This is a genomic window from Acidovorax sp. GBBC 1281 (genome assembly GCF_028473645.1).
In the GTDB taxonomy this organism is placed as follows: Bacteria; Pseudomonadota; Gammaproteobacteria; order Burkholderiales; family Burkholderiaceae_C; genus Paracidovorax.
This window is the reverse complement of sequence record NZ_CP097269.1, coordinates 4,364,130-4,379,040: the sequence shown is the minus strand read 5'-3', so window position 1 is coordinate 4,379,040 and position 14,911 is coordinate 4,364,130. Positions and strand designations below refer to the sequence as shown.

Here is a 14,911-nt window from a genome sequence, read left to right as displayed (position 1 = left end):
GCGAAGAAAACAGGTAGAGCTTGCGGTGGGGCGGTGGGGCGGTCAGCGGACCGGCGGGACCAGGATGGTGGGCGCGGCCGGAGCGGCCCGCTCGGGGTAGTCGCGGCTGTAGTGCAGGCCCCGGCTCTCGCGGCGCATCTGGGCCGAGCGCACGATGAGTTCGGCCACCTGCACCAGGTTGCGCAGCTCCAGCAGGTCGCGCGTGACGTGGAAGTGGGCGTAGAACTCCTCGATCTCGGCCTGCAGCAGCGTGATGCGGTGCGCCGCGCGCTCCAGGCGCTTGTTGGTGCGCACGATGCCCACGTAGTCCCACATGAAGCGGCGCAGCTCGTCCCAGTTGTGGGAGATGACCACGCACTCGTCGGCATCGGTCACGCGGCTGTCGTCCCACGGCGGCACGTCGGGCACGGCTTCCGCGCTGGCGGCGGTGATGGCCTGGGCGGCCGCGCGCGCGAAGACCATGCACTCCACCAGTGAGTTGCTGGCCAGCCGGTTGGCGCCGTGCAGGCCGGTGCAGGCGGTCTCGCCGATGGCGAACAGGCCGGGCAGGTCGGTGCGGCCGGCCAGGTCGGTGAGCACGCCGCCGCAGGTGTAGTGCGCGGCGGGCACCACGGGAATGGGCTCCTTCGTGATGTCCAGCCCCAGCTCGGCGCAGCGCGCGAGGATGTTGGGAAAGTGCTCCTGGATGAACGCCGGGCTCTGGTGCGAGATGTCCAGGTGCACGCAGTCCAGGCCGTGGCGCTTCATCTCGTAGTCGATGGCGCGGGCCACCACGTCGCGCGGGGCCAGTTCGGCGCGCGGGTCGTGCTGCGGCATGAAGCGCGTGCCGCCGGCCGAGGGGGGCAGCAAGAGCCGCCCGCCCTCGCCGCGCACCGCCTCGGTGATGAGGAACGACTTGGCGTGCGGGTGGTACAGGCAGGTGGGGTGGAACTGGATGAACTCCAGGTTGGACACGCGGCAGCCCGCGCGCCAGGCCGCGGCGATGCCGTCGCCCGTGGCCGTGTCGGGGTTGGTGGTGTACAGGTACACCTTGCCCGCGCCGCCCGTGGCCAGGATGGTCTGCGGCGCGCGGAAGGTCACGACCTCGTCGGTGCCTTCATCCAGCGCATACAGCCCCAGGCAGCGCTGCGGCCCGCCGCGGCGCAGCTTGTGCGGGGTGATGAGGTCCACCAGCGTGTGCTGCTCGAACAGCGTGATGCCCGGCGTGGCGCGCACGGTGTCGATCAGGGTGCGCTGCACGGCGGCGCCGGTGGCATCGGTGGCGTGCACGATGCGGCGAGCGCCGTGGCCGCCCTCGCGTGTGAGGTGCAGGGCGCCGTCCTCCTGCGAGAACGGCACGCCCAGGCCCTGCAGCCAGTGGATGGCCTCGGGCGCGTTCTCCACCACGAAGCGCGTGGCGGCCAGGTCGCACAGCCCAGCGCCCGCCACCAGGGTGTCCTGCACGTGGGCCTCGTAGGTGTCGCCCTCGGCCAGCACGGCGGCGATGCCGCCCTGCGCCCAGGCGCTGGCCCCGTCCTGCAGCGCGCGCTTGGTGATGACCGCCACGCGGTGCGTGGGTGCCAGGTGCAGCGCGGCCGACAGCCCGGCCAGCCCGCTGCCGATGATGAGAACGTCGAAATCGTGGGATGGCATGGTGGTGCGTGTGGGCGTGTGGGGCGTTCGGGCCGGGGCGCCCGGCCGTGGCGGTGAAGGGCGGCGGCTCAGACCGGCGTGTACGCCAGCCGCACGTAGATGGGCGCGAACGCCTCGGCCTGGGTGATCTCGATCAGGGTTTCCTTGGCCAGTTCCAGCAGCGCGATGAAGGTCACCACCAGCACGGTGCTGCCTTTTTCGGGCTCGAACAGTTCCTCGAACTCCACGAAGCGCCGGCCCTGCAGCGTCTTGAGCACGGCGCTCATGTATTCGCGCACGCTCAGTTCCTCGCGCGTGATGCGGTGGTGCTGCACCAGCTTGGCGCGCCGCAGGATGTCGCGCCAAGCCTCCTGCAGGTCGGCCACGTGCACGTCGGGAAAGCGCGGCTGCAGGCTCTGCTCGATGTGCACCTGCGCCCGCAGGAAATCGCGCCCGTACTGCGGCATGCGCGAGAGACCGGCCGCGGCCAGCTTGATCTGCTCGTATTCGAGCAGGCGGCGCACGAGTTCGGCGCGCGGGTCCTCGGGCTCGGCGCTGCCTTCCTGCTTCTTGGGCGGCAGCAGCATGCGCGACTTGATCTCGATGAGCATGGCCGCCATCAGCAGGTACTCGGCCGCCAGCTCCAGGTTGCGGCTGCGGATCTCGTCCACGTACACCAGGTACTGGCGCGTGACGCCCACCATGGGGATGTCGAGGATGTTGAAGTTCTGCTTGCGGATGAGGTACAGCAGCAGATCGAGCGGCCCCTCGAACGCTTCGAGGAACACCTCCAGCGCATCGGGCGGGATGTACAGGTCGGTCGGCAGCGCGAACAGCGGCTCGCCATACAGGCGCGCCAGCGCCACCGCGTCCACGACCTGGGGGGAGGCGCCCTCGGCACCCCCAGCGGGCAGGGCGGGGGCGGAGGCCCTGTCCGCGGCGGTGCTCATGATCTGCTATTAAAAATATAGCTGCCCGCGCTACGTGCCATTGCGCTGGAGGCCTTTCGGGAGCGGATCAGCCCTGGGTCTGGTAGACGTAGGGCTTTTGCGGCACGCTGGCTTCGTCGTACTCGCCCCAGAGGCTGCGGTCCACGCGCTTGTCCCACAGCAGCGCACGGCCGGCCTGCTGCTGCGCGTCCAGTTCGGGCTTCTCGGTCTTGAGCTGGTTGATGAACTGGGTGGTGTCGGACTGGTAGTCGGGGCGGCGGAAGAAGGACATGGCGGTGGTGCAGTCACTGTAGGGAGGCGGCGATTTTAGCGGGCGCCGCCCTTGGCCGGGCGCCGCCGCCTCGGCGCGCTACAGTGCGGACCCCGACACTGCCCCGGAAAGGACCCCCCATGAACACCCCCCGATGGAGCGCCCCGGCGGCCCGGGCGCTGCGCGCCACCGGCCTGGCCTGCACGCTCGGCGTCCTGGCGGCCCTGCTCGCCGGCTGCGATCCGCAACGCATCAGCGAACTGGAGGAGGGCAGCTCCACCGAGGCCGACGTGCGCTCGCGCTTCGGCGAGCCCGAGCGCGTGTGGGACGAGCCCGGCGGTGCCCGCACCTTCGAATACAACCGCCAGCCGGCCGGCCACCAGAACTACATGATCACCATCGGCCCCGACGGCCGCATGAGCGCGCTGCGCCAGGTGCTGGCGCCGCACAACTTCGAGCAGATCGTGCCCGGCATGGCCATGGACGACGTGCGCCGGCGCCTGGGCAAGCCCATGAAGGCCATGACCTACGAGCGCAAGGGCGAAACCGCCTGGGACTGGCGCTGGAACGACGGCGGTAACCAGCCCATGATCTTCACTGTGTACTTCGACGGCCAGGGCCGGGTGCTGCGCAGCGGCAGCGCGCTGGAGATCCGCGAGGGGCGATAGCCCGGCGCCGGCACCGCCAGCACGGGCTGGCGCGTTGTTTGCATGGCCTGCCGGTGTTGGAGTAGCCTGTGACACCCATCCGCCCCGCCATGCCCGAAGCCCCCTTGCCACCCCCTGCGCCCCCGGCCTCGGCCGCGCCGCCGCCTTCCGCGCCGCTGTACCCCATGGGGTCGCTGCGCCACGGGCATTACGAAGACGTGCAGGCGCTCTTCGCCGGCACGCTGTTCGTGGCCATGGCGCTCATGCTGTTCGGCCAGGCGGGGCTGCTCATCGGCAGCACGGCGGGCATTGCCTTCTTGCTGCACTACGTGACCGACATCTCGTTCGGCAAGCTGTTCTTTGCCATCAACCTGCCGTTCTACTGGTTCGCCTGGACGCGCATGGGGCGGGAGTTCACCATCAAGACGTTCCTGTCGGTGGCGCTGCTGTCGGTGCTGACGGAGCTGTTTCCCCACGTCATGCACGTGGACTACCTGAACCCGCTGTTCGCCGCCGTGCTGGGCGGGCTGCTGCTGGGCACGGGCTGCCTGTTCCTCGCGCGCCACAAATCCAGCCTGGGCGGCGCCACCATCGTCTCGCTGTACCTGCAGCAGCGCTACGGAGTGCGCGCCGGCAAGGTGCAGATGGCAATCGATTGCACCGTGGTGCTGCTGGCGCTGGTGATCGTGCCGATCGAGCGGGTGGCGTATTCGGTGCTGGCGGTGGTGGTGATGAGCGGGTTTTTATGGATCAGCCACCGGCCGGGGCGGTACGTGGGGCATTGAGCGCCAGCCTGTCACGCTTGCGACCGAGAGACGCCTCCTCTTGGCCCACTCCATCGGCGAAGCAAGTTTTTTCCAAGTTTCAAGTGGTCCTCGCCATGGAGGCATGGCGGTATCAAGCCGCGGTTACCCCCTGGTCACATGACGGTGACCCGAGTCGTAAGAAAGCCAAGGAATCCCCCTCATGCCGCCGTTTCAATTGCCTTTGTTGCTATATTTTCAATAGCATTTGAAGTGAGCCCGTTGCTCTGTACGGGGCCGCTAACGCCGTGGTTGCCCACGCCGCAGGCGGATCGGATGCCGGAGCCAAACCCTCCGGTGCCATCCCTCGAAAAAAAAGCCTGGGGCCGGCCAGCCCCAGGCTTTTCTGCTCATCGCAAGTCCGTTCACTGCCAATGCGCGGCAACGACCTTCCATGGCCCATCCTGCGCCGCCGCCACGCCCCTGGCGTCGATGGCGGCAGGTGGAGCGAACTGCGCCATTGCGTCCGTCAGCAGTTGGGCCTGGCGGTCCACTGATGCGGATGCACCATCCATCTGCACCGTTTGGAACAACGGTTTCCACTGAATCGCTGCGAAAGAATCCAAGGGTGCGACGCTCCAGCCGGTCGGCGCCACTGCGTCGATCAATGGCTCTTTCTCCTGCGGCTTCAGGGTCACGAAGTCCGCATCGTCCAAGCCAGTGAACGCGTAGGGCTTGTTGACGCCGGCCATGGAAACGCCATCGTCGAACACATACGGCTTTTCGCTGTTCAACTCCATCGAGTCGGAGGCAATGGCATCCTTGTTCGCTTGCGTCGCCGCGGAGGCTGACAGTTGGGTTTCAATCGCTGAAAGATCCCACGTCGTGCCATCGGCGAACTGGAACCGCTGCACCGAGCTGTAGGGCGCGCCGGGATCGTCGCCATAGAAAAATCCCTGGATGGTCACCTTGTCGGCCGTGCCGTTGATCGACACCTCCAGCGAATAACCGCCGTGCACGGTGTCGTGGACCTGGCGCAGCCCCAGGTCAGCGGCGGTCACGCCGTCCTTGAACTGCAGCACGCCGGGCTTGCCGTCGCGAACACCGCTCTTGAACGCAATGGTGTCCTGGCCGTCGCCCCGGCCGAAGCGGTAGGTGTTGGAGCCCGTGCCGCCCTCCAGCCAGTCGCGGCCCGCGCCGCCGTCGATTACATCGTCGCCCGCATCGCCATAGAGGCCGTCATCGCCATCGCCTCCGATCATCGTGTCGTTGCCGTCACCGCCCCACAGGTTGTCGTTGCCCGAGCCGCCATTGAGGGTGTCCGCTGCTGCCGTGCCGACGAGGCTGTCATCCGAAGCCGTGCCCGCGAACAACTGGGCCTTGATGCCGGCCATGTCCCACGATGAGCCATCGGCGAACTGGAACCGCTGCACCGAGCTGTAGGGCGAGTCGGGATCGTCGCCATAGAAGAACCCCTGGATGGTCACCTTGTCGGCCGTGCCGTTGATCGACACCTCCAGCGAATAACCGCCGTGCACGGTGTCGTGGACCTGGCGCAGCCCCAGGTCAGCGGCGGTCACGCCGTCCTTGAACTGCAGCACGCCGGGCTTGCCGTCGCGAACACCGCTCTTGAACGCAATGGTGTCCTGGCCGTCGCCCCGGCCGAAGCGGTAGGTGTTGGAGCCCGTGCCGCCCTCCAGCCAGTCGCGGCCTGCGCCGCCGTCCAGCGTGTCGTCGCCCGCATCGCCATAGAGGCCGTCGTCGCCATCGCCTCCGATCATCGTGTCGTTGCCGTCACCACCCCACAGGTTGTCGTTGCCCGAGCCGCCGTTGAGGGTGTCCGCTGCTGCCGTGCCGACGAGGCTGTCATCCGAAGCCGTGCCCGCGAACAACTGGGCCTTGATGCCGGCCATGTCCCACGATGAGCCATCGGCGAACTGGAACCGCTGCACCGAGCTGTAGGGCGAGTCGGGATCGTCGCCATAGAAGAACCCCTGGATGGTCACCTTGTCGGCCGTGCCGTTGATCGACACCTCCAGCGAATAACCGCCGTGCACGGTGTCGTGGACCTGGCGCAGCCCCAGGTCAGCGGCGGTCACGCCGTCCTTGAACTGCAGCACGCCGGGCTTGCCGTCGCGAACACCGCTCTTGAACGCAATGGTGTCCTGACCATCACCCTTGCCGAAGCGGTAGGTGTTGGAGCCCGTGCCGCCTTCCAGCCAGTCGCGGCCCGCGCCGCCGTCGATGACATCGTCGCCTGCCTCGCCATAGAGCCCGTCGTCGCCATCCCCGCCCAGCAGCGTGTCGTTGCCGGCGGCGCCCCACAGGTTGTCGTTGCCCGAACCGCCACGAAGAGTGTCGGCTGCGTTGGTGCCGAAGAGGGTGTCGGCCGAGGCCGTGCCCGCGAATAACTGGGCCGTGATGGTGGCAATGTCCAACGCCGAGCCATCGGCGAACTGGAACCGCTGCACCGAACTGTAGGGTGCGTCGGGATCGTCGCCATAGAAGAACCCCTGGATGGTCACCTTGTCGGCCGTGCCGTTGATCGACACCTCCAGCGAATAACCGCCGTGCACGGTGTCGTGGACCTGGCGCAGCCCCAGGTCAGCGGCGGTCACGCCGTCCTTGAACTGCAGCACGCCGGGCTTGCCGTCGCGAACACCGCTCTTGAACGCAATGGTGTCCTGACCGTCGCCCCGGCCGAAGCGGTAGGTGTTGGCGCCCGCGCCACCTTCCAGCCAGTCCCGGCCCGCACCTCCGTCCAGGGTGTCGTCGCCCGCATCACCGTACAACCCGTCATCGCCATCCCCACCCAGCAGCGTGTCGTTGCCGGCACCGCCCCACAGGTTGTCGTTGCCCGAGCCGCCGTGCAACTGATCGTCGCCCGCATCCCCATGCAGAGCGTCGGCGCCCTCGCGGCCCATCAACACGTCGTTGCCGTCGCCGCCGCGCAGCGTGTCATTGCCAGCGCCGCCATCCAGTTGGTCGTCACCCGCGCCCGCCGCGAAGGCATCGTCGCCCGCGCCGCCCAGATAGATATCGCTGCGTGCCGATCCTTCGGCCGCACCGGACAGGATCACGCCCAGCCCGCTCAACTCCCCGCGCAACGCATCACCGGCCGGCAGGGCCTCGACCCACTGCGACAGCATGCCCAGCCCATCGAATCCCACGGCGGTGAGCAGCTTGCCCTGGTAGCGGTTCAGCTCCACCAGGTCGATCAGCCCCTCACGCTCGCTGCCCGTCTTGCGGGCATCCAGCATGGCAGACAGCCCGGTGGTGTCGAAGCCGACGCCTTGGTCGTCAATGGTGAGCGCCACGCTGTCCAGGTAGGGCTTGAGGCGCGTCTGCACGACCAGGGCGCCATAGACGCTTTCGCGCAGTTCGTCGTAGCTTTGGTTGAGCAAGGCGGCCTGGGGGGCGGAAAGGGTGGCCGTGTAGCGACTGATGCCATCCGACTCGCCGCCCGAGCCGCCGCCGCCCGGGGACGCCGCGCCGCCCCCACCGCCACCGGAGCCGGTCTGGAACGGAATCTGGAAGAACTTGGTGCCGTTGAAGACCTCCAGCACGTTCATCCGGCGCAGCAATTGGCGACCGGCTTCGCCCAGGATTTCATCTGACTGGCCCGTGCCGCCGGCCTGGGGGTTGGGCACCATCATGCCGGCCACGGAAGTCAGGTTCAGCATTGCCGTGGTGACGTAGGTCGGGTCGGCATCGGGCTTGTCGGCGGTGACCAAACTGCCATGGCCGTCCGATACCAAGTCATAGCTTGCAATGCCGTGGATGAGTTTTCCCGAGGTACCGGCCCAGTCGGCGAGCAACTCGTCGATCAGCGCCATCTGCGCATCCCGCGTGCCCGCTGCCGCGAACCGCCCCACGCTGTCCTGCAGGCCCTGCGCCGCCTCGCCGGGCAAGCTCATTGCCTCGCGCAGATCACGCACCCAACCACTGCCGCCCATCTGGGGCAAGGCGCCCGCCGCCGCCGTCACGGCCGGGTCGTCGGTGAACTCGCGGTAGAAGTTGTTGGAGGCTAGTGTCCTGTCCCGTTAATTCGCCCGCATAGTCTGGCGAGTTTTTCGAGGATGGAGTCTGCTGTAGCTGTCCAAGTAAACGGCTGGCAGGACTGGTTGTAATTCGCGATGAATGTGTCGATCTTGTTGATCAGATCCTTCACGCTGGTGAACGAGCCACGGCGGATTGCCCGCGTGGTGATGATCGAGAAGAAGCGCTCGACCTGATTGAGCCAGCTTGAATAGGTCGGAACGAAGTGCATGTGCCAGCGAGGCCGCTCGGCCAACCAAGCGCGCACCTTTGGATGCTTGTGGCTGGCGTAGTTATCAGCTATGCAGTGCACATCCAGTTCGTCGGGCACTGCCTTGTCGATGGCGCGCAGGAAGGCAAGGAACTCTTGATGACGATGCCGGGGCCGGCACTGCGCGATCACTTGGCCATTCATCACGTTCAGGGCCGCGAACAAGGTGGTGGTGCCGTGGCGCACGTAGTCGTGCGTGACACCTTCGACATAGCCAAACCCCATTGGCAGCATCGGCTGCGTACGCTCCAAAGCTTGGCATTGGCTCTTCTCGTCCACGCACAGCACCAGCGCGTTGTCAGGTGGGTTCAGGTACAGCCCCACAACGTCGCGCAGCTTCTCGATGAACAGCGGATCGGTCGACAGCTTGAAGCTGTCGGCCCGGTGCGGCTTGAGGTTGAAGGTCTGCAGATAGCGCGCCACCGTGCTCTTGCTGATGCCCGTATCGGCGGCCAGCGTGCGGGTGCTCCAGTGGGTACCCCCATCAGCAGGCTTGGTGTGCAACGTCTTGGTAATCAACTCAGCAACACGCTCGTCATCTACCGTGCGGGGGCGACCCGGGCGCAACTCGTCGTAAAGCCCTGCAATGCGATGGCGCGCATAGCGCCCGCGCCACTTGGTGACAGTGCTACGACTGATCCCCAGAGCCTGCGCAACCGCGGTGCTGGCTTTATCTGTGCCTTCGCAAGTCAGCACGATGCGCGCCCTGAGCGACAACGCCGCTGGCAGCGAACGTGATCGCGCCATGGACGTCAGTTCCGCGCGCTCCACTTCACTAAGCGCAATTTCTGTTCGGGTCGTTGCATTGGGCATGGCGGCACCTCAAGGATGGCCCGAAACCATGCAGCTATCGTGCCTGCGAATTAACGGGACAGGACACTAGCAGCAGGCTACCGGTGACCTCGGCCACGCCGCTCGCGCCGGTGGTGCCGTCGGTGCGGGTGAAACTGCCGCTCAAGGGCTGGGTGTTGCCGTTGCCCAGGTTCACATTGCTGGCAGTGCCCGCCACGCCGATGCGGGCGATGCCCAGGTCGGCCAGGGTGTGCAGTTCGCCCGCCTGGGAGATTCCATCCTGGTTGGTGTCCTTCCAGATGCGCAGTTGCGAATACACCGCATCGTTGGCGTCGATCACCTTGTCGCCGTTGCCGTCCTCTGCGGCCAGGGCTTCGTAGCCGTTGGCATAGGCCAGCGTTCGGCCATAGATGTCCACGGGTTTCAAGGTCTGGTCGCCGAACAGTTCGCGCCCGGAATCGATGACCCCGTTGCCGTTGCGGTCCAGCACGACGAGGCCGTCGTCGCCCTTGATCCAGCCGGTGGCGTTGCGCGTGCCGTCGCCGTCGTGGTCGAACAGGATGGGGCGGGCGGGGTCGATGCCGACGGCTTCGATGCCGTCTCCGTCCAGGTCCAGGACCAGGGGGTCGCGGGGGGTGACCCAGTTGCGGGCGCTCAGGTACAGGTCGTTAGCGATCCAGGCAATCATGCCGCCCACATCCGCTAGCGTGCCGCCCCAATCGGCGAGGGTGCCGGACCATGCCTTGGAGAACACCTCGGTAAAGCGCCCGATCTGGGCCCAGTTGGCCACGCCGGGCACCTTGTCGATCCAGTCCTGCGCCATCTGCCGGATATCCGCATCGGGCGACACGCTGGCGTGGCCCACGGTGTTGGCCAGCCCGGTGCTGATCAGCAAAGCGTCGATGCCATCGCCTCCGGTGTCCCGGATGCGGGTCCACAGCTCTTCCACCGCCTGGTCACCCTGCTGGCGGCGGATGATTTCCATGGGGACGTTCAGGGTCCAGTTTTCCAGGGTGAGGCCGCTTTCTTTGAAGGCATCTTCATGAAATCTGGCTGTCTCACTAAAACGGACGTCTCTGCTCAAAATCCCTTCTTTATCTGCGATATCGATCAGCGTATTAATATATCCAAGCGACATATCCATGCGAATCTTGTCGATTTGGGCGGGCGTCAGATTGCGGCAGGCATCGCCGCCCAATCCGATCATGGCCGTGCCGCCCAGATAATCCAGGGCCGACTGCCCAGTAATGGTGTTGCCGGTGGCGACGCCCAAGGCCCAGCCTGCGTAGTTGTAGCCCTGAGAATAGAGATCGGAATACACCTCCCGAGCGGCGCTCACGCCTCCCGCATTGATGGCACTGCGATACGACGTCAATTGCGAAACTGTCAGGTTGTTCATGACTTGCTTTTTGAAATATAAAAATCACTTCTGCTCGTTCACTGCAAAACCCAAAACGGTCTTTTTGACCTTTTCCTGAATCTGCTGCCATTCGGGGAGCAAGCCACGCCGATAACTCACGGTGACCGATGCATGCATTTCCGGGTCCAACTCAAAATGATGAGTGCATGGGGCTGATGGAATTTCTCGATTGCTACAAGAAATATAGGTCGTTACTTGGTCTTCGTTGTTTTTCTTGAAAAAAATGTCCTTAGCATTTTCATGCTCTCGATGGAATTTTCCGGTTTCAGTATTCATTCCTGGATGTGCATAAACTTCCAATCCGTGTTCATCTTCTTTTAGTTTTTCATAAATATTCCACCAATGCTTGGCATCGGATTCGGATGATCTATTTTGGACGCCCTGCGCCATTCGATTAATTCCTCCGGCATTTTTATAATCTTCCCCAGAGCTAAGACCTACTCTAATCCACTGGTCTGTTGCCAGCCTCCTTTTTCTATAGTCATCCCATAATTCAGGCGTACTCTTGCCCACCATGTCGGGATAGCGCACATCAAAGCCGAAACTTCTGATCTTGGAATCCGGTGTTCTGACAGGTTTCGGCCCCTTCCGATTTTCTCCCCAACCGGGGTCACCGTCATATTCCACGTACTCCGCAAAATACGGCGGAATCGCCACGGGCACCCCACCCAGATTCGCGCGCACCGTGCGGTCGGTGTATTGCGCCGCCGCCATTTCCGGTGGCTGAAAGCCTGCGGCAAAGGCGTTGTTTCCGACTCTGGCCAACCGCCATGCCACATAGCCCATGTACAGAATCATCAACGCCAGCACGACGATGATCCATCGCCCCTTGCGCGGCACCTTGCTTTTCTTAAAAACCGAATCCATTACCAGAACTCCCTTTCACGTTGAAACACCGTTGAGAAATTATTCAAGATTCACATTCCTTCCGTTTCATCGAAACCCGATTTCAAAGCACTGGCGGTCAACCCGCAAGGCTTTGAAACCGGTTCCAGTTCACAAGGCGCTCGGATTTTCCGCGTTCGTCCGGGTGTTTTCGAGGTTTTTTGCATGAAATCCCTTTCATCCCGGCGTATCGATTGCCTACCTTGCTCTTTTTTCGATAGCAATTTCCTAGCATGAGGCGCCAGCGACGCCGATAGGGGGGGCCGGACCCACCGGGACACCGCGCAACCATGACGCGCTTCCAGTGGCTGGGATGTTCATGTGAACAATAAATTACGTTACTTTGAAGTCTACATCCTTTGCGTTGCATCGAAACCCATTTCAAAGCCCTGTCGGCCTGCCTGCAAGACTTTGAAATGGGCTCTCGTTTGCTTTTTGCATGAAATCCCTCTCATGCCGGCGTATTGATTGCTTGTTTTGCTCCTCTTTTGATAGCAATCTGATATGGGCTGCGCCGCCTCGCCGGGCAATCTCATCGCCTCGCGCAGATCGCGCACCAAGCCGCTGCCGCCCATCTGAGGCAAGGCACCCGCCGCTGCCGTCACCGCCGGGTCGTCGGTGAACTCGCGATAGAAGTTGTTGGAGGCCAGCAGCAGGCTGCCGGTGACCTCGGCCACGCCGCTAACCCCGGTGGTGCCATTGGTGCGGGTGAAGCTGCCGCTCAAGGGCTGGGTGTTGCAATTGCCCAGATTCACGTTGCTGGCGGTACCTGCCACGCCGATGCTGGCGATGCCCAGATCGGCCAGGGTGTGCAGCTCGCCCGCCTGGGAAATCCGGTGCTGGTTGACGTGCTTCTAGATGCGCCGTTGCTAATACACCGCATCGTTGGCGTCGATCAACTTGCCGCCGGTGCCATCTTCCGCTGCTAGGGCCATTGGCGTAGGCGAGCGTTTGGCCGTAGCTGTCCACGGGTTTTAGAGTCTGATCGCCGAAGAGTTCGCGCCCAGAGTCGATCAGGCCGTTGCCGTGGCGATCCAGCACGACCAAGCCGTCGTCGCCCTTGATCGAGCCGGTGGGTTGTGCGTGCCGTCGCCCTCATGGGGCTACCAGGGTTTAAGTTGGCTTCTGGTTTTCCGGCGAGTTAGATGACAGAACTGCCTGGGCCCGCTCAGCGAACGCGCATACCTGGCGTGGCGCCAGGCCAGGGTTCCAGCACGTGGATACCCGGATGGGCCTTCTCATCACCATGGCTGGCGGCCAGCACCATGCCCTCGCTGATGCCGAACTTCATCTTGCGCGGGGCGAGGTTGGCCACCATCACGGTGAGCTTGCCGATCAGGTCGGCGGGCTGGTAGGCGCTGGCGATGCCGCTGAACACATTCCGGTGGCGGCCTTCGCCCACATCGAGCGTCAGGCGCAGCAGCTTGGTCGAGCCTTCGACCGGCTCGCAGTTCACGATCTGCGCGATGCGCAGGTCGATCTTGGCGAAGTCGTCGATGGTGATGGTGGGCGCGATCTCCTCGCCGCCGGGCACGGTCTTTTCGGGCTCAGGCGCCGCGGGCGGCTCGAACAGGGCGTCGAGTTGCTTCACGTCCACGCGCTGCATCAAATGCTGGTAGGTGCCGATGGTGTGGCCGGCGCCCAGCAGCGTCTGCGCATCGGCAAAGGCGAGCGGCGCGACGTTCAGGAAGGCTTCGACCTGCGCGGCCAGGGCGGGCAGCACGGGCTTGAGGTAGATGGCGAGCACGCGGAAGGCCTCGATGCAGGTCGTGCACACGTCCTGCAGGCGCGCGTCCATGCCGTCCTGCTTGGCCAGTTCCCAGGGCTTGTTTGCGTCCACGTACTCGTTCACGCGGTCGGCCAGCAGCATCACCTCGCGCAGGGCGCGGGCGGTGTCGCGCTTTTCGAGGGCCTCGGCGATGGTGCCGCCCTGGCCCGCCAGCGTGGCGAGCAGGGCCTGGCCGTCGCCGCTCATGGCGCCCAGCTGGCCGCCGAAGCGCTTGGCGATGAAGCCTGCCGCGCGCGAGGCGATGTTGACGAACTTGCCGATCAGGTCGCTGTTGACCCGGGCCATGAAGTCTTCGGGGTTGAAGTCGATGTCCTCGTTGCGGCCATTGAGCTTGGCGGCGATGTAGTAGCGCAGCCATTCGGGGTTCATCGACAGGCCCAGGTACTTGAGCGGGTCCAGGCCCGTACCGCGGCTCTTGCTCATCTTCTCGCCGTTGTTCACGGTGAGAAAGCCGTGCACGCAGATCTTGTCGGGCGTCTTGCGGCCGCTGAACTTCAGCATGGCGGGCCAGAACAGGGTGTGGAAGGTGACGATGTCCTTGCCGATGAAGTGGTACTGCTCAAGCAGCGGGTCGGCCATGTAGGCCTCGTAGTCTTCGCCGCGCTTTTCCAGAAGGTTCTTGAGCGAGGCGAGGTAGCCCACGGGTGCGTCCAGCCACACGTAGAAGTACTTGCCCGGCGCATCGGGGATCTCGATGCCGAAGTAGGGCGCGTCGCGGCTGATGTCCCAGTCGCCCAGGCCCTCGCTGGTGCTGCCGTCCGGGTTGGTGCGCACGGTGAACCATTCCTTGACCTTGTTGGCCACCTCGGGCTGCACGTGCACGCCGTTCTGCGTCCATTCCTGCAAAAAATCGACGCAGCGCGGGTCGGAGAGCTTGAAGAAGAAATGCTCCGAGCTTTTCAGCACCGGCTTGGCGCCCGACAGCGCCGAGAAGGGCTGGATGAGGTCGGTGGGCGCATAGACGGCGCCGCAGTTCTCGCAGTTGTCGCCGTACTGGTCCTTGGCATGGCACCGGGGGCATTCGCCCTTGATGAAGCGGTCGGGCAGGAACATGTTCTTCTCGGGGTCGAAGAACTGCTCGATGGTGCGCGTCTCGATGAGGCCGTTGGCCTTGAGGTCGCGGTAGATCTGCTGGGCGAGCGCGTGGTTCTCGGGCGCGTCGGTGTTGTGCCAGTTGTCGAACGCGATGTGAAAACCGTCCAGATAGGGCTTGCGGCCGGCGGCGATGTCGGCCACGAACTGCTGGGGCGTCTTGCCGGCCTTCTCGGCCGCGATCATGATCGGCGCGCCGTGGGCATCGTCCGCGCCCACGAAGTTCACCTGGGCGCCCTGCATTCTTTGATACCGCACCCAGATGTCGGCCTGGATGTATTCCATGATGTGGCCGATGTGGAAGTTGCCGTTGGCATACGGCAGGGCGGTGGTGACGAAGATCTTGCGTGCGGTCATCGGGTGCGGGCGTTCGGGGTGGGCCGCGAAAAACGCGGACAAGCCGCGGATTTTAGGCGCTCGCCC

General features: G+C 64.6%; 11 protein-coding genes. 2 read left to right on the top strand and 9 right to left on the bottom strand.

Features of this window, described 5'->3' with window-relative positions; translation table 11 throughout:
• Window positions 1-42: 42 nt before the first annotated feature.
• From nadB to M5C96_RS20500, 3 genes are all read right to left on the bottom strand, one after another.
• Window positions 43-1,632 carry an L-aspartate oxidase gene (nadB, locus tag M5C96_RS20510; RefSeq protein ID WP_272564988.1) on the bottom strand — a complete coding sequence of 530 codons (1,590 nt, stop codon included), beginning with the start codon at window positions 1,630-1,632 and terminating at the stop codon, window positions 43-45.
• 68 nt (window positions 1,633-1,700) lie between these two features.
• Complete coding sequence (locus tag M5C96_RS20505; RefSeq protein ID WP_272564987.1) at window positions 1,701-2,561, bottom strand: segregation and condensation protein A; 861 nt, start codon at window positions 2,559-2,561, stop codon at window positions 1,701-1,703.
• 67 nt (window positions 2,562-2,628) lie between these two features.
• Window positions 2,629-2,832: a DUF3460 family protein gene (locus M5C96_RS20500; protein WP_272564986.1), complete on the bottom strand. Its 204-nt coding sequence runs from the start codon at window positions 2,830-2,832 to the stop codon at window positions 2,629-2,631.
• A gap of 119 nt (window positions 2,833-2,951) precedes the next feature.
• Between M5C96_RS20500 and M5C96_RS20495 the strand changes: the two genes are divergently transcribed.
• Both M5C96_RS20495 and M5C96_RS20490 read left to right on the top strand, forming a co-directional pair.
• Window positions 2,952-3,479: an outer membrane protein assembly factor BamE gene (locus M5C96_RS20495; protein ID WP_272564985.1), complete on the top strand. Its 528-nt coding sequence runs from the start codon at window positions 2,952-2,954 to the stop codon at window positions 3,477-3,479.
• Between the two features lie 89 nt (window positions 3,480-3,568).
• Complete coding sequence (locus M5C96_RS20490; RefSeq protein ID WP_442867329.1) at window positions 3,569-4,243, top strand: YitT family protein; 675 nt, start codon at window positions 3,569-3,571, stop codon at window positions 4,241-4,243.
• Between the two features lie 383 nt (window positions 4,244-4,626).
• Here the strand turns inward: M5C96_RS20490 and M5C96_RS20485 are convergent, their stop codons facing one another.
• From M5C96_RS20485 to metG, 6 genes are all read right to left on the bottom strand, one after another.
• Window positions 4,627-8,118, bottom strand: a complete 3,492-nt coding sequence (locus tag M5C96_RS20485) for a calcium-binding protein (RefSeq protein ID WP_272564984.1) — start codon at window positions 8,116-8,118, stop codon at window positions 4,627-4,629.
• 110 nt (window positions 8,119-8,228) lie between these two features.
• Complete coding sequence (locus M5C96_RS20480; RefSeq protein ID WP_272563777.1) at window positions 8,229-9,323, bottom strand: IS630 family transposase; 1,095 nt, start codon at window positions 9,321-9,323, stop codon at window positions 8,229-8,231.
• A gap of 34 nt (window positions 9,324-9,357) precedes the next feature.
• Entirely contained in the window at window positions 9,358-10,701 is a 1,344-nt protein-coding gene (locus M5C96_RS20475; RefSeq protein ID WP_272564983.1) for a hypothetical protein, read from the bottom strand.
• A 24-nt stretch (window positions 10,702-10,725) separates the two neighbouring features.
• On the bottom strand, window positions 10,726-11,589 hold the full coding sequence (locus M5C96_RS20470; protein WP_272564981.1) for a hypothetical protein: 864 nt from the start codon (window positions 11,587-11,589) through the stop codon (window positions 10,726-10,728).
• A gap of 368 nt (window positions 11,590-11,957) precedes the next feature.
• On the bottom strand, window positions 11,958-12,383 hold the full coding sequence (locus M5C96_RS20465; RefSeq protein WP_272564980.1) for a hypothetical protein: 426 nt from the start codon (window positions 12,381-12,383) through the stop codon (window positions 11,958-11,960).
• 392 nt (window positions 12,384-12,775) lie between these two features.
• Window positions 12,776-14,845, bottom strand: coding sequence for a methionine--tRNA ligase (gene metG, locus M5C96_RS20460; RefSeq protein WP_272564979.1), 2,070 nt, complete (start codon window positions 14,843-14,845; stop codon window positions 12,776-12,778).
• Window positions 14,846-14,911 lie beyond the last annotated feature (66 nt).

Bases quoted from the DNA above. Each gene is read 5' to 3' on its own strand.
- nadB (WP_272564988.1), bottom strand. From the start codon at position 1,632: ATGCCATCCCACGATTTCGACGTTCTCATCATCGGCAGCGGGCTGGCC.
- M5C96_RS20505 (WP_272564987.1), bottom strand. From the start codon at position 2,561: ATGAGCACCGCCGCGGACAGGGCCTCCGCCCCCGCCCTGCCCGCTGGG.
- M5C96_RS20500 (WP_272564986.1), bottom strand. From the start codon at position 2,832: ATGTCCTTCTTCCGCCGCCCCGACTACCAGTCCGACACCACCCAGTTC.
- M5C96_RS20495 (WP_272564985.1), top strand. From the start codon at position 2,952: ATGAACACCCCCCGATGGAGCGCCCCGGCGGCCCGGGCGCTGCGCGCC.
- M5C96_RS20490 (WP_442867329.1), top strand. From the start codon at position 3,569: ATGCCCGAAGCCCCCTTGCCACCCCCTGCGCCCCCGGCCTCGGCCGCG.
- M5C96_RS20485 (WP_272564984.1), bottom strand. From the start codon at position 8,118: ATGAGCTTGCCCGGCGAGGCGGCGCAGGGCCTGCAGGACAGCGTGGGG.
- M5C96_RS20480 (WP_272563777.1), bottom strand. From the start codon at position 9,323: ATGCCCAATGCAACGACCCGAACAGAAATTGCGCTTAGTGAAGTGGAG.
- M5C96_RS20475 (WP_272564983.1), bottom strand. From the start codon at position 10,701: ATGAACAACCTGACAGTTTCGCAATTGACGTCGTATCGCAGTGCCATC.
- M5C96_RS20470 (WP_272564981.1), bottom strand. From the start codon at position 11,589: ATGGATTCGGTTTTTAAGAAAAGCAAGGTGCCGCGCAAGGGGCGATGG.
- metG (WP_272564979.1), bottom strand. From the start codon at position 14,845: ATGACCGCACGCAAGATCTTCGTCACCACCGCCCTGCCGTATGCCAAC.